At 54.3% G+C, this 15,245-nt stretch carries 11 protein-coding genes and 1 tRNA gene; 4 read left to right on the plus strand and 8 right to left on the minus strand.

The window, feature by feature from the left end:
* Positions 1 to 10 precede the first annotated feature (10 nt).
* Positions 11 to 1,138, plus strand: a complete 1,128-nt coding sequence (rlmC, locus tag FCH32_RS06830; protein ID WP_174360677.1) for a 23S rRNA (uracil(747)-C(5))-methyltransferase RlmC — start codon at positions 11 to 13, stop codon at positions 1,136 to 1,138.
* Between the two features lie 137 nt (positions 1,139 to 1,275).
* Here the strand turns inward: rlmC and FCH32_RS06835 are convergent.
* The 3 genes from FCH32_RS06835 to FCH32_RS06845 all read right to left on the minus strand — a co-directional run bounded on the left by FCH32_RS06835 (position 1,276) and on the right by FCH32_RS06845 (position 3,066).
* Positions 1,276 to 1,363: transfer RNA gene (locus FCH32_RS06835), tRNA-Ser, on the minus strand.
* A gap of 148 nt (positions 1,364 to 1,511) precedes the next feature.
* Positions 1,512 to 2,189 carry an isochorismatase family protein gene (locus FCH32_RS06840; protein ID WP_096757702.1) on the minus strand — a complete coding sequence of 226 codons (678 nt, stop codon included), beginning with the start codon at positions 2,187 to 2,189 and terminating at the stop codon, positions 1,512 to 1,514.
* A gap of 16 nt (positions 2,190 to 2,205) precedes the next feature.
* Positions 2,206 to 3,066 (minus strand): pirin family protein, encoded by an 861-nt coding sequence (locus FCH32_RS06845; RefSeq protein WP_137400353.1) that lies wholly within the window; start codon positions 3,064 to 3,066, stop codon positions 2,206 to 2,208.
* A 108-nt stretch (positions 3,067 to 3,174) separates the two neighbouring features.
* On the opposite strand from FCH32_RS06845, the gene FCH32_RS06850 reads away from it, so the two are divergent.
* Positions 3,175 to 4,086, plus strand: coding sequence for a LysR family transcriptional regulator (locus tag FCH32_RS06850; RefSeq protein WP_096757700.1), 912 nt, complete (start codon positions 3,175 to 3,177; stop codon positions 4,084 to 4,086).
* A gap of 78 nt (positions 4,087 to 4,164) precedes the next feature.
* On the opposite strand, the gene infA is transcribed toward FCH32_RS06850, so the two are convergent.
* The 5 genes from infA to trxB form a co-directional block, all read right to left on the minus strand.
* Positions 4,165 to 4,383 carry a translation initiation factor IF-1 gene (gene infA / locus FCH32_RS06855; protein WP_002211347.1) on the minus strand — a complete coding sequence of 73 codons (219 nt, stop codon included), beginning with the start codon at positions 4,381 to 4,383 and terminating at the stop codon, positions 4,165 to 4,167.
* A 285-nt stretch (positions 4,384 to 4,668) separates the two neighbouring features.
* Positions 4,669 to 5,373 (minus strand): leucyl/phenylalanyl-tRNA--protein transferase, encoded by a 705-nt coding sequence (aat, locus tag FCH32_RS06865; protein ID WP_096757699.1) that lies wholly within the window; start codon positions 5,371 to 5,373, stop codon positions 4,669 to 4,671.
* A 43-nt stretch (positions 5,374 to 5,416) separates the two neighbouring features.
* Positions 5,417 to 7,138, minus strand: coding sequence for a heme ABC transporter ATP-binding protein/permease CydC (gene cydC, locus FCH32_RS06870; RefSeq protein ID WP_174360678.1), 1,722 nt, complete (start codon positions 7,136 to 7,138; stop codon positions 5,417 to 5,419).
* Positions 7,139 to 8,905, minus strand: coding sequence for a heme ABC transporter permease/ATP-binding protein CydD (gene cydD, locus FCH32_RS06875; protein ID WP_096757697.1), 1,767 nt, complete (start codon positions 8,903 to 8,905; stop codon positions 7,139 to 7,141).
* Between the two features lie 114 nt (positions 8,906 to 9,019).
* Positions 9,020 to 9,988 carry a thioredoxin-disulfide reductase gene (trxB, locus tag FCH32_RS06880; RefSeq protein WP_096757696.1) on the minus strand — a complete coding sequence of 323 codons (969 nt, stop codon included), beginning with the start codon at positions 9,986 to 9,988 and terminating at the stop codon, positions 9,020 to 9,022.
* Positions 9,989 to 10,571: 583 nt separating this feature from the next.
* On the opposite strand from trxB, the gene lrp reads away from it, so the two are divergent.
* Positions 10,572 to 11,066 (plus strand): leucine-responsive transcriptional regulator Lrp, encoded by a 495-nt coding sequence (gene lrp, locus FCH32_RS06885; RefSeq protein ID WP_000228473.1) that lies wholly within the window; start codon positions 10,572 to 10,574, stop codon positions 11,064 to 11,066.
* 134 nt (positions 11,067 to 11,200) lie between these two features.
* Positions 11,201 to 15,229: a DNA translocase FtsK gene (gene ftsK, locus FCH32_RS06890; protein ID WP_174360679.1), complete on the plus strand. Its 4,029-nt coding sequence runs from the start codon at positions 11,201 to 11,203 to the stop codon at positions 15,227 to 15,229.
* Positions 15,230 to 15,245: the final 16 nt, after the last annotated feature.

The raw sequence follows: 15,245 nt of genomic DNA on the forward strand, positions 1-15,245 counted from the left end.
AGGTTTTCTTATGCAGTGCGCTCTTTATGACGCCGATCGCTGTCGTTCCTGTCAGTGGATAACACAGCCCGTTGGCGATCAACTCCGTGCAAAAATGGCCGATCTCCAGACTCTTCTTGCCGACTATTCGGTCAGGGAGTGGTGCGCGCCCGTCGTTGGCCCGGAGAGCGCTTTTCGTAATAAAGCCAAAATGGTGGTGAGCGGTAGCGTGGAAAAACCGCTGTTGGGCATGCTGCATCGTGACGGTACACCTGAAGATTTGTGCGACTGTCCGCTTTATCCTGCCTCATTTGCGCCGGTATTTTCCGCACTAAAACCCTTTATCGCCCGTGCCGGGTTGACGCCTTACAACGTAGCGCGTAAGCGGGGCGAACTGAAATATGTGCTGTTAACGGAAAGCCAGTTTGACGGCGGTATGATGCTGCGTTTTGTCTTACGCTCAGAGGCCAAGCTGAGCCAACTGCGCGCGGCGTTGCCGTGGCTGCAGGCGCAGTTACCGCAGTTAAAGGTGATAACGGTCAATATCCAGCCGGTGCATATGGCGATTATGGAAGGGGAGACAGAAATCTTCCTGACGGAGCAGCAGGCGCTGGCTGAACGTTTTAATGATGTACCGCTGTGGATCCGCCCGCAGAGTTTCTTTCAAACCAACCCGGTAGTGGCTGAGCGTTTGTATGCCACGGCTCGCGATTGGGTGCGTCAGCTTTCGGTCAACCATATGTGGGATCTGTTTTGTGGTGTTGGCGGTTTTGGCCTGCATTGCGCTACGCCGCAGATGAAACTGACGGGTATCGAGATCGCACCAGAGGCGATCGCCTGTGCGAAACAATCTGCGCAGACGTTGGGGTTACAGAATATGCACTTTCAAGCGCTCGATTCGACCCAATTCGCGACGGCACAGGAAGACGTTCCGGATCTGGTGCTGGTGAACCCTCCGCGTCGGGGCATTGGTAAACCCCTGTGTGATTATCTTTCCCACATGGCACCGCCGTTTATCATCTACTCCAGCTGTAATGCGCAAAGCATGGCGAAGGATATTGGCGAGCTGCCAGGCTATCGCATAGAACGGGTTCAACTTTTCGATATGTTCCCGCACACCGCGCACTATGAAGTATTGACGCTGCTCAGCCGACAATAGTTTCTTTTCTTCGCAGGGAATGCCTGATGACGCTTCGCTTGTCAGGTCTAAGGATGGATGCGGGTTGTTGGCCGCATTCGGTAAATGCAATAGACGAAAAAAAAGCCCGTACTTGCGTACGAGCTCTTTCTCAAATGTGGCGGTGAGAGAGGGGTTCGAACCCTCGATACGTTGCCGTATACACACTTTCCAGGCGTGCTCCTTCAGCCACTCGGACACCTCACCGTATTGTATTGCTGCCTGACCGCTTGGGGGGCAACGGGGCGCTACTATAGGGAGTTGCGCTAAAACGGTCAAGCAGAATTTACGTCTTCACTCTCGTTTGGTTACGCAATAGACATATTCTGCGCCCGGACAGGCGCAGAGAACATGATTAGCGCTGAGAGTCCAGTTTTTCACCGTTGGTGACGACTTCCTGAGCCTTGCTGTAGCTTTCGATCAGCAGCTGATAGGCTGGGAAGATTTTGGTATACACTTCCGCCCATTCAGCGGCATCTTCCCGGTTCCAGGTCCGCTGTATTTCAGACGCAACGGCTGCGGTATCCATTGGCACCACGCCTGCCTGTACCACTCGCGCCAACGTGATTTCCTGCGCCATCTTGCTGTAAGTGCCGGAAGCGTCAATGACGGCAAACACTTTATACCCTTCCGCTACCGCGCTGATGGCCGGGAAAGCCATGCAAACGCTGGTAATGGTACCGGCGATAATCAGCGTTTTACGACCTGTTGCTTTGACGGCTTTAACAAAGTCTTCGTTATCCCAGGCGTTGATCTCGCCTTTGCGCGCCACGTACTGAGCATGGGGCGCATTGGCGTGGATTTCCGGAATCAACGGGCCGTTGGGTCCCTGTGGAACGGAGGCGGTGGTGATCACCGGCATCTTCGCCAGGGTGGCTATTTTTGCCAGCGCAGCGGCACGGGCACGCAGTTCGGGCATTGGCATATCACCGACGGTCTGAAAAAGACCGCTCTGGTGATCGATAAGCAGCATCACGGCATCATCTACGTCGATAACCGGGCGTGAACCATTAAAATTTGCAGGACTGGACATCGTATTCTCCTTCGCTTTAGATTTGGCCAAAACGGCCGGAGTTGAAATCGCGTACGGCTTCGGCGATCTCTTGTTTTGTGTTCATCACAAACGGACCGTAACCGACAATGGGTTCATTTAACGGTTCGCCTGACAGCAGCAGCACGCTGGCGTCGCTACTGGCCTCGATATGTAGGGTTTTACCCTGCTGGCTTAATACCACCAGCTGCGCTTCACCCGCGGAGGTGGCACCGTTGATGGTGATCGTGCCTTTCAGCACCACCAGCGCAGTGCTCCATCCTTCCGGCTGGGACAGCGTGACCGGGCGATTACTTTGCAGGCGCATGTCCCACACATTTAACGGTGAGAAGGTATGTGCGGGGCCTTTCGTATCCTGATAGCTGCCCGCAATCACGCGCACGGTACCTGCGTCATCTGGCAGGTCGACGGTGGGAATAACGTCGCTGCTGATGCCCTGATAACCCGGCACGGTCATTTTGTCTTTGGCTGGCAGGTTGACCCACAGCTGGACCATTTCCAGCTCGCCGCCCTTACGGGTAAATTCCGGCGAATGAAATTCTTCGTGTAAAATCCCGGCCCCTGCTGTCATCCACTGCACATCGCCTGGACCGATAATGCCGCCGCGCCCGGTTGAGTCGCGATGCTCAACTTCACCGCTGTAAACAATGGTCACTGTTTCAAAACCACGGTGCGGGTGCTCACCGACGCCGCGCTTTTCATTACCCGGTGTAAAGGTATGCGGACCCGCGTAATCCAGCAGCAGGAACGGACTGAGCTGCTCAGCATGAGACTGGTAAGAGAACATCGAGCGAACTGGAAATCCATCGCCAACCCAGTGTGGGCGAGGTGCGGTATAGACGCCTGTTACGTGTTTCATATGTATCTCCTCAGTGGCGTTATCTTGATGTGAATAAGCTTATATCCATGACAGCGAGCTGAGTAGTGGCTAAAATAGTCCTCACCGTCTCATTAATAGGACAATAAGATGACGAAGTTGGATCTCAATGATTTCGCATGGTTTGTGCATGTTGTCGAAGAGGGAGGATTCGCAGCGGCAGGCCGTGCGCTTGATGAGCCCAAATCCAAACTCAGTCGGCGTATTGCGCAACTGGAGGAGAGACTGGGGGTGCGTTTGATTCAGCGAACAACCCGGCAGTTTAATGTCACGGAGGTCGGGCAGACCTTTTACGAACACTGTAAGGCGATGTTGGTGGAGGCGCAGGCGGCACAGGATGCCATTGCGGCGTTGCAGGTTGAGCCACGTGGCATTGTTAAACTGACGTGCCCGGTGACGCTGTTGCATGTCCATATCGGTCCGATGCTGGCCCGATTCATGGCGCGTTATCCGGATGTCGCAGTACAGCTTGAAGCTACGAATCGCCGCGTCGACGTCGTCGGAGAAGGTCTGGATGTGGCGATTCGCGTCCGACCTCGTCCTCTTGAAGACAGTGATTTGGTCATGCGGGTGCTTGCTGACAGGGGGCACCGGCTGTATGCCAGCCCGCGATTGGTTGAGCAGATGGGGACATTACACGCCCCGGCAGAGCTGACCCGTTGGCCTGGGCTGAGTTTGGCGGCGGGGAAACATGTTCATCGTTGGGAGTTGTTTGGCCCACAGGGGGCCCGCGCGGAAGTACATTTTACACCGCGTATGATCACCACAGATATGCTGGCGCTGCGCGAGGCCGCGGTTGCCGGGGTAGGCGTGGTGCAACTCCCGCAGTTAATGGTCAAGGATCAATTAGCCGCAGGGGAGCTGGTGGCATTGCTGGATGGCTGGGAACCGAGGCGGGAGATTATTCACGCGGTCTTTCCATCACGTAGGGGGTTATTGCCCTCGGTGCGCGCATTAGTGGATTTCCTGACGGAAGAATATGCACGCATGATTGAGGACTAAAGCCTCAAATTTGGCCCACAAAAAAGGCCGGATATACCGACCTTTTATTATCTGGACGCCAGTCTGGCGTGAAAAAAATCAGCGACTACGGAAGACAATGCGGCCTTTGCTCAGGTCGTACGGGGTCAGTTCAACAGTCACTTTGTCTCCCGTCAGGATGCGGATATAGTTTTTACGCATTTTACCGGAGATGTGTGCAGTAACCACGTGACCGTTTTCTAACTCTACGCGGAACATGGTATTAGGTAACGTATCGAGAACGGTACCCTGCATTTCAATATTGTCTTCTTTGGCCATCTAATCCTCTGGGGTATCACTACCGTAATTTGAACCGGCAAGATAATGCCGAAGTTCTTTTAATAAGTAAAGATTTGCGCGATTAAAATACAGCAAATCAAGTTTGGCGCATTACTCTATCCACACACGGCAAAGCCGCACTTAAAGCGCAACGTGTAAGGGAACGATGAGATAAACGATAGGCGTTGCCTGACGCGAACTGTTCCTTAACGGCGGCGGGGTAATGGGCTAAACCAACTCTGCGACGCAATTATAACACCCCGACAAAAAATGTGCCGAAAACATTCACTCCTGAGGTAAAAATAACGTCCGCGGTACCCAAAAATGGCTGGGTAACCGCTGCTGGCGCAGTCTGCTCAAGTGTTCAAGGTACTCCCGACGCGGCGTTTCGACGGCGCCCAGCGACGCTGTATGTCCATTTAACACCTGACAGTCAATTAACTTCCCACCCTGCTGGCTAAATTCAGCGCAAAAAACAAGCAACGCGGTTTTTGAGGCATTTTCCTGACGACTGAACATTGATTCACCGCAGAAGAGCGTGCCTTGCGAAACGCCGTACATACCGCCGACTAATTCATTGTGCCGCCACACTTCAATGGAATGCGCGTGCCCCAATTCATGCAGGCGGTGGTAAGCGTCAACAATATCACGCGTTATCCAGGTCCCTTCTTCGCGGTCATTGGCACAACCTTCAATCACCTGACCAAAGGCGTAATTTAACGTGACACGATAAGGTGAGTGTTTATGAAAACGCTTCATGCTACGGCTAAGATGAAATGTCTCAGGCCACAAAATGGCGCGCGGATCGGGCGACCACCAAAGAATTGGGTCGCCAGGAGAAAACCACGGAAAAATACCGCGCTGGTACGCCATAAGCAGACGGGCAGGGCTCAGATCGCCACCCAGTGCTAACAAACCGTTAGGTTCGCGTAACGCGCCTTCCGGTGACGGGAAGGCGATAGAATTGCGGGACAGTTGCACCAGGCGCATGACAGCGAAACTCCACTACGCGAGTCGATCGTTCAATAATAGCTTACAGACGTTGCTTAAACTGGTAATAACGCCCCTGCCTGGCTAACAGATCTGCGTGATTACCTTGCTCAATAATGTGTCCGTTGTCCATCACTATTATTTGATTAAAACGCGATAGCCCGCGCAGGCGATGCGTCACCATCAATACCGTTTTATCTCGCATGACATCACTAATCAATTCAAGCATTTGACTTTCGGTGGTAGCGTCCAGTCCTTCGGTAGGTTCATCCAGCAGCATCAGCGGGGCATCGTGGAGTACCGCGCGAGCGATTGCCAGACGGCGGAGTTCGCCGCCGGAAAGCTGACGACCCCCTTCACCTAACCAGGCGTTGAGACCATCATCTTCCAGCAGTTTTTCCAGACCAACGCGGCACAGTATTTCGGATAATGCGTCATCACTGGCCTGCGGCGCGGCCAGCAGCAGGTTGTCGCGTAATGTGGCGCTAAAAAGGTGCACACGTTGCGGCACGACGCTGATGCTTTGACGCAGCGTTGACTCACTCAGAGTTGAAATCGGACGGTCGTTAAACAAAATTTCACCGTGTTGCGGGTTCCAGGCGCGGGTCAGCAGTTGTAGCAGGGTGGACTTTCCACAGCCGGTGCGGCCGAGAATCGCAACATGCTCGCCGGGTTTTGCTTGCAGGGAGAGGGTATCCAGCGCATTTTGCGCCTGGCCCGGGTAGCTGAAACAAACGTCGCGCAGCGTGAGGGTAATCGGCTCAGAAACTGTCGATCCTGCGTCGGGGAAAGTGACTTCCGGTTTTTGTTCCGTCAGTTCTGTAATGCGCAGGGCAGAGGCGATCACTTGACCGAGGTGCTGAAATGCACCCGTTACCGGGGCCAGGGCTTCAAATGCGGCCAGTGCGCAGAACACAAACAGCGCAATCAGCGCACCTGGCTGGGTATTGCCTCCCACGCCGCCCGAGGCCATCCAGAGCATCACGATGACGGCCAGTGCGCCAATCAGCAGCATTAGGGCCTGAGACAGCGCCGTTAATTCGGACTGGCGACGCTGAGCTTCGTGCCACTGTAACTCTGTGGCTTCCATTTGTGCTCGATAGCGAACACTTGCGCCAAAAATGGTCAGCTCGGCCTGGCCCTGCAGCCAGGATGTCAGCTGTTGGCAATATTGCCCGCGCAGGTGCGTCAGGTTTTGCCCGGTGCGTTTTCCGGCCTGATAAAACAGCGGAGGCAAAATAAACAAGGTCAGCAGCATGATGCCACCGAGGGTGATGGCCAGCGTGAGATCGAGCACGCTCAGACCCAGCGTCACCACCATAATCACGACAAATGCCCCAACCAGCGGAGAGATGACGCGCAGATAAAGATGATCAAGCGTATCGACATCCGCAACGATGCGGTTAAGCAGTTCACCCTGGCCATAACGGGCCAGACCCGCCGGAGAGAGTGGCAGCAGCTTACTAAATGTATAAATACGCAGGTGCTGCAACACGCGGAATGTCGCGTCGTGACTGACCAGTCGCTCGAAATAACGACCTGCGGTACGGGTGATCGCCGCACCGCGCACGCCGGCAGCGGGGAGCATATAGTTAAAACTGTAAATCCCGGTGACGCCAACCACCGCGGAAGCGGAGAGGAACCAACCGGAAAGTGTCAGCAAGCCGATACTGGCTAATAGCGTGATGATCGCCAGAATAATTCCCAGCGTTAACATCCATTTATGACGTTTATACAGCGTCAGATAAGGTAGCAAAGCGCGCATTTAGATGTCCTCCTGACGGTGAGCCAGCAGTGTTGCAAAAGCCCCGTTGGCTGCGCTCAGTTGAGCATAAGTGCCTTGCTCGACGATCTGTCCGTCCTGCATGACCCAAATGGCATCCCACTCGGCAAGGTCTTCAAGCTGGTGCGTGACCATCAGCGTGGTCTGGCGGCGTGATGCTGCATTCAGCGCCTGCATGACGCGCTGCTCGCTGTGCGCATCGAGGCTAGCGGCGGGTTCGTCCAGTAGCATTAGCTGACACGGATTGAGCAAGGCTCGGGCGACGGCAACGCGCTGCGCTTGCCCGACGGAAAGCCGGGCGGCCTGATCGCCGACCGGGGTATCCACGCCCTGAGGCAGCAGGGGTAAAAACTCACTTACCCAGGCGCTGTCGAGCGCGGCCTGAAGCTGTTGCTCACTGGCATCTGGACGTGCCAGCAGCACATTATCGCGCAACGTTGGGGCAGGAAGCTGTGGGTTCTGTCCTACCCACGACAGCTGTTTTCGCCAGGAGTCAGGGGCCAGGGAGCGAAGCTCAAAACCATTAATTCTCAGCGAACCCTGATACGAGAGAAAACCAGAAAGGGCATTCAGCAGCGAGCTCTTACCGGAGCCGCTACGTCCCACCAGTACCGCGCGCTGACCGGCTGGCAGCGAGAAGTTAAGTGGACCAGCAAGCACTTTACCTTCCGGGGAGGTGATAACCAGATCTTCTGCGGTAATCGAAACCGGCTCTTTTACGGCCAGCTCAATGTCGCCACGTTCAGGATGCGCCAGCGGCGTTTCCATGAACGTTTTCAGGCTGTCTGCGGCACCGACGGCCTGGGCTTTGGCATGATAAAACGTGCCCAGATCGCGTAAGGGCTGGAAAAACTCAGGCGCAAGAATCAGTGCCAGGAATCCAGAGGCTAAGGTAACACCAACGCCATAGTGGCCGAAGTTGAGTTCGCCGAGGTACGAGAAGCCAAAGTAAACCGCCACCAGCGCGATGGACAGCGAGGTGAAAAATTCCAGTACGCCGGAGGAGAGGAACGCGAGGCGCAGAACTTCCATGGTGCGCTGGCGAAAATCTTGAGACGCCGCGCGGATGCTTTCTGTTTCCGCTTCGCCGCGACCAAATATTCTTAACGTTTCCATGCCGCGCAAGCGATCGAGGAAATGCCCGCTGAGTCGGGCCAGCGCCTGAAAGTTACGTCGGTTAGCGTCGGCAGCGCCCATACCGACCATCGCCATAAACATGGGGATTAACGGCGCGGTTCCCAGCAGGATAAGGGCGGCTATCCAGTTAGACGGGAAAATAGCCGCGACAATTAAAATGGGGACGCAGACGGCAAGCGCCATTTGCGGCAGATAACGCGCGTAGTAATCATGCATATCGTCAATCTGCTCGAGCACCAGCGTGGCCCAACTTCCGGCAGGTTTACCCTGGATCCACGCGGGGCCTGCCTGCTGCAGACGGTCCAGAACCTGGCGACGAATTTCAAAACGGATGTGCTGTCCCGCATGAAAACCGACCCGCTCACGTAGCCAGACCACCCATGCACGCAGGATGAAAATCAGTACTAATACGATGAAAGGGAGCAGAAGGGCTTCGCGGGGAATATTATCCATGATCATGTGATCAAGAATGCGTGCCAGGAGCCAGGCCTGAGCGACAATTAACAGGCCGCTGACGAAGCCTAACAGGCGTGAAATATTCAGCCAACGCTGGGAAATGACACTTTGCTGTTTTAACCAGCGTGTTAGCTCTTTTTGACGGGTTTTATTCATTGCTCGCTTAGCAGGTGAGTTATAGGAATTTTTAGGCAGGACAATGTTACAACGGGGCAAAAATAAAGGCGACTGATAGTCGCCTTTTTTACTTTTGTTACTGATTTGTAAAACTTATTTGCAGGCGTCAGCCAGACCGTCGAGATAACGCTCTGCATCAAGGGCTGCCATACAACCCGTACCTGCAGAGGTAATCGCCTGGCGATAAATATGGTCCATCACGTCACCGGCCGCGAACACGCCTGGAATGCTGGTTTGCGTCGCATTACCGTGAATGCCGGACTGAACTTTGATGTAGCCGTTTTCCAGCTCAAGCTGGCCTTCAAAAATCGCGGTGTTCGGGCTGTGACCAATGGCGACAAACAGTCCTGCAACGTCCAGAGACTCGACGTTATCGGTGTTTTGGGTATCACGCAGACGCAGTCCGGTGACGCCCATTTGATCGCCGGTCACTTCTTCCAGCGTGCGGTGCGTGTGCAGAACGATGTTGCCGTTTTCGACTTTATCCATCAGGCGCTTGATAAGGATTTTTTCTGCACGGAAGCTGTCGCGACGGTGAATCAAATGCACTTCAGAGGCGATATTCGCCAGATACAACGCTTCTTCTACAGCCGTGTTGCCACCGCCGATAACCGCCACCTTCTGGTTGCGATAGAAGAATCCGTCACAGGTCGCACAGGCAGAAACACCGCGACCTTTAAACGCTTCTTCAGACGGTAAGCCAAGGTAGCGAGCGGAAGCGCCGGTGGCGATAATCAACGCATCGCAGGTGTACTCGCCGCTGTCGCCGGTCAGACGGAACGGACGGTTCTGCAGATCAACCTTGCTGATGTGATCAAAAATGATTTCCGTCTCAAATTTTGTCGCATGCTCATGCATACGTTCCATCAGCAGTGGGCCCGTAAGATCGTGCGGGTCGCCAGGCCAGTTTTCGACTTCCGTCGTCGTGGTCAACTGACCCCCTTTTTCCATACCGGTAATCAGTACCGGTTGCAGGTTTGCGCGTGCAGCATAGACCGCAGCGGTATACCCGGCAGGGCCTGAACCCAGAATAAGAAGTTTACTGTGTTTGGTCGTGCCCATGAGATCCCCATAGTTGTTGGCAGGCAATGACTGGATTGTAGGGAATTTGCAGGCGTAAAAAAAGAGTATGGCAATTTTGTTAACAATTTGTGCAATAGCGGGAGCCGATGATCGGCCAGACAGGCGGCAAGGACGTCAATCAACGCACAGGTAACATGAAGTATGACGGGACATAACGATTTCTACTTAAAATCGGCCAGTTATAAGGCGATAAAATGACGATTTTCCATCACTCCCAATGAATAACTGGCATGTTGTACTAAAAATCGATGTTTTGCTTTGACAATCCCCTGCTGTTTTGCGAAAACATTCAAGGAAGAAAAAAACTGTGTCGTGTGTGTGCTGCATAATCATGCATCCAGATACCATGTTTACCGAGTTAGCGAAATCTACGCATGGTGTGGACAGATGCCATTCGTGATGTCGATAGCCGCCGACAGGCAACGGTCTTCTCACCATAAACCCAGACATTTCACACCGTAAATCCCTCTGGGTTTCGGGTATTGTGATGGGTAGCGACTCTGAACAGTGATGTTAGAAGGGTCAGGCAGGAGTAGGGAAGGAATACAGAGAGACAATAATAATGGTAGATAGTAAGAAGCGCCCTGGCAAAGATCTCGACCGTATCGATCGTAACATTCTTAATGAGCTGCAAAAGGATGGGCGTATTTCTAACGTCGAGCTTTCTAAACGAGTGGGACTTTCACCAACGCCCTGCCTTGAGCGTGTGCGTCGGTTAGAAAGACAGGGATTTATTCAGGGCTATACGGCGCTGTTAAACCCGCATTATCTGGATGCATCACTTCTGGTTTTTGTTGAGATTACTCTGAATCGTGGCGCACCGGATGTCTTTGAGCAGTTCAACACTGCAGTGCAAAAACTTGAAGAAATTCAAGAGTGTCATTTGGTTTCCGGTGATTTCGACTACCTGCTGAAAACACGCGTACCGGATATGTCAGCATACCGCAAGCTATTGGGGGAAACCCTGCTGCGTCTGCCTGGCGTGAATGACACACGTACTTACGTGGTAATGGAAGAAGTTAAACAGAGCAATCGTCTGGTAATTAAGACGCGCTAACACGGAACAGGTGCAAAATCGACGTAGTTTGATTACACTCCTGTTAATCCATACAGCAACAGTGCCGGGGCAACCCGGTGCTGTTGTCCGTTTTAGCATCGGGCAGGAAAAGCCTGAAACCTGGAGAGCCGTTTTTGAGCCAGGAATACACTGAAGACAAAGACGTCACATTGACGAAGTTAAGCAGCGGGCGCCGACTTCTGGAAGCGCTACTGATCCTTATTGCCCTTTTTGCCGTCTGGTTGATGGCTGCCTTACTCAGCTTTAACCCTTCGGATCCCAGCTGGTCGCAAACCGCGTGGCACGAGCCTATCCACAATCTTGGGGGAATACCCGGAGCATGGTTGGCGGACACGCTGTTCTTTATTTTTGGCATCATGGCCTACACCCTACCTGTGATCATTGTTGGGGGCTGTTGGTTTACCTGGCGACATCAGGCCAGTGACGAGTACGTTGACTATTTCGCCGTATCGCTGCGCATCATTGGCGTTCTGGCGCTCATTCTCACCTCTTGCGGACTGGCGGCAATCAATGCCGATGATATCTGGTATTTCGCGTCTGGCGGCGTGATTGGCAGTCTGCTCAGTACCACGCTACAACCTCTGCTGCATAGCAGCGGGGGAACACTCACACTATTGTGCATCTGGGCGGCAGGTCTGACGTTGTTTACCGGTTGGTCATGGGTGAGCATTGCGGAAAAACTGGGCGGCTGGTTACTCAATATCCTGACCTTTGCCAGTAACCGCACTCGTCGTGACGATACCTGGGTCGATGACGAAGAATATGAAGACGATGAAGAGTCCGTCGACATCGCCGAAGGAAAACCGCATGAATCACGCCGGGCGCGTATTCTTCGTGGGGCATTAGCACGTCGTAAGCGGCTGGCCGAGAAGTTTACCAATCCGCTTGGTCGTCATACCGATGCTGCGCTGTTCTCCGGTAAACGGATGGACGACGAAGATGAAATTGAATACAGCGCCCGTGGTGTTGCCGCCGATCCAAATGATGTTCTGTTCTCGGGTAATCGCGCGACGCTGCCTGAATATGATGAGTTCGACCCGCTGCTTAGTGGTCACTCGGTGACTGAGCCTGTGACAGCCGCCGCAGCAGCCACGGCGACCGCGCAGGTCTGGAGTGCGCCAGCCGATCCTTTAATGCAAGCGCCGCTGGTTTCCGGTGGCGTTCCTGTTCAGCCTGCACCGACTGCTGCATGGCAACCTGCGCCAGCGCCACAGGTGGCTGAGCCGGTTGTGACTCCTGCCTACGAAGGTTATCCGCAGCCTGCACAATATACTCAACCGACGGCACAGCCTTATGAGCCGTGGCAGCAGCCCGCACCGGTTGAGCCTCAGCCGCAATATGCTGTGCCGCCCGTTGTCGAACCTCAATACCAACAGCCGGTAGCTCCGCAGCCGCAAATGCAGCCGCAGTGGCAGCCGCCTGTTCCAGAACAAAGCTGGCAGCAACAGCCGGTACAGCAGCCGGTTCCTTCACCGGATCCTGTTTATCACCCGCAGCCGGCTTACCAGCAGGAATCCACATTCCAGCAGCCTGCGTATCAGCAGCCGCCAGCTTTCGTGCAGGAGCCTGTTGTTGAGCAACCGCCGGTTGTCGAGCCTGAACCGGTTGTGGAAGAGACGAAACCGGTTGTGGAAGAGACGAAACCGGCGCGTCCGCCACTCTATTACTTTGAAGAGGTGGAAGAAAAGCGCGCGCGTGAGCGTGAACAGCTCGCGGCCTGGTATCAGCCCATTCCTGAACCACTGCAGGAACCTGAGCGAATTAAACCGTCAATGCCATCAATGCCAACTGCCGCATCTATACCGCCGGTTGAATCCGTCGAGGCCGTCGCGCCGCTGGCTGCCGGAGTGAAAAACGCCGCAATGGGCGCTGGGGCCGCTGCTGTTGCTGCACCTGTGTTTAGTCTGGCGGGTAGCGGTGCGCCGCGTCCACAGGTGAAAGAAGGCATTGGTCCGCAGTTGCCGCGTCCAAATCGCGTCCGTGTGCCAACGCGTCGTGAGCTGGCTTCATATGGTATCAAACTACCGTCGCAACGAATGGCCGAAGAGAAAGCGCGAGAAGAGCAGCTTGATACGGATTATACCGACGATGAAATTGAAGCGATGCAACAGGATGAGCTGGCGCGTCAGTTCGCCCAGTCGCAGCAGCATCGTTATGGTGAAGAGTATCAGGACAATACGCATCAGATTGAGGACGAAGAGTCTGCAGCAGAAGCGGAGTTGGCCCGTCAGTTTGCCTCTTCCCAGCAGCAGCGCTATTCCGGCGAACAGCCTGCGGGCGCTAATCCGTTCTCGTTAGATGACTTTGCTTTCTCGCCGATGAAAGCACTGGTGGATGATGGCCCGCATGAGCCGCTGTTTACCCCAAGCGTTATGCCTGAACCGGAGCCTGTGCCGCAGCAGCATTATCAGCAGCCGCCACAGCCTGTTGCACCGCAGCAGCATTATCAGCAGGCGCCACAGCCTGTTGCGCCGCAGCAGCATTATCAGCAGCCGCCACAGCCTGTTGCACCGCAGCAGCATTATCAGCAGGCGCCACAACCTGTTGCGCCGCAGCAGCATTATCAGCAACCGTCACAGCCTGTTACACCGCAGCCGCAGGATAGCCTGATCCATCCATTATTGATGCGCAATGGCGACAGTCGTCCTGTTCAGCGTCCAACCACGCTGCTGCCATCGCTGGATCTGCTCACCCCGCCACCGAGTGAAGTTGAACCGGTGGACACCTTCGCGCTGGAGCAAATGGCGCGACTGGTGGAAGCGCGCTTAGCAGATTTCCGTATTAAGGCTGATGTGGTGAACTATTCACCGGGCCCGGTGATAACCCGTTTTGAACTGAATTTGGCTCCGGGTGTTAAGGCCGCACGGATTTCTAACCTCTCCCGAGACCTGGCGCGTTCACTGTCGACCGCTGCGGTTCGTGTGGTGGAGGTTATTCCAGGTAAACCGTATGTTGGGTTGGAATTACCGAACAAAAAACGTCAGACCGTCTACCTGCGCGAAGTGCTGGATAACGCGAAATTCCGTGATAATCCTTCTCCGCTGACCGTAGTGCTCGGTAAAGATATTGCCGGCGAACCGGTTACGGCTGATTTGGCGAAGATGCCGCATCTGCTGGTGGCGGGTACCACGGGTTCCGGTAAGTCTGTTGGGGTCAATGCTATGATCCTCAGCATGCTGTATAAGGCACAGCCGGAAGATGTGCGATTCATTATGATCGACCCAAAAATGCTCGAGTTGTCGGTTTATGAGGGCATTCCGCATCTGTTGACGGAAGTGGTTACAGATATGAAGGATGCTGCCAACGCGTTGCGCTGGAGCGTCAATGAAATGGAACGCCGCTACAAACTGATGTCAGCGCTGGGCGTGCGTAATCTGGCGGGTTACAACGAGAAGATCGCAGAAGCGGATCGTATGGGGCGTCCGATCCCGGACCCGTACTGGAAACCGGGCGATAGCATGGATGTTACCCATCCGGTGCTGAAAAAAGAGCCTTATATCGTTGTCCTGGTCGATGAATTTGCTGACTTGATGATGACCGTCGGTAAAAAAGTGGAAGAACTGATCGCTCGTTTGGCGCAAAAAGCGCGTGCGGCGGGAATCCACCTGGTGCTGGCGACCCAGCGTCCGTCGGTTGATGTGATTACCGGGCTTATCAAAGCCAATATCCCGACCCGTATTGCCTTTACCGTGTCGAGTAAAATTGATTCGCGTACCATCCTTGATCAGTCAGGTGCTGAATCACTGTTAGGGATGGGGGATATGCTTTATTCCGCACCAAACTCGACAATTCCGGTGCGTGTTCACGGTGCCTTTGTGCGTGATGAAGAAGTTCATGCCGTTGTTCAAGACTGGAAAGCGCGCGGCCGTCCGCAATACGTTGAGGGCATCACTTCTGATAGCGAAAGCGAAGGCGGCGGCGGTGGTTTTGACAATGGGGAAGAACTGGATCCGCTGTTTGATCAGGCGGTGAATTTTGTTACCCAAAAACGCAAAGCCTCCATCTCCGGCGTCCAGCGTCAGTTCCGCATCGGTTACAACCGCGCGGCACGTATCATCGAGCAGATGGAAGCGCAGGGGATTGTCAGTGAGCAAGGGCATAATGGTAATCGTGAAGTGCTGGCGCCGCCGCCCTTCGATTGATTGCAAAGTTAAGTAA

The sequence above is a fragment of the Citrobacter gillenii genome (genome assembly GCF_013337685.1).
Taxonomy (GTDB): Bacteria; Pseudomonadota; Gammaproteobacteria; order Enterobacterales; family Enterobacteriaceae; genus Citrobacter; species Citrobacter gillenii.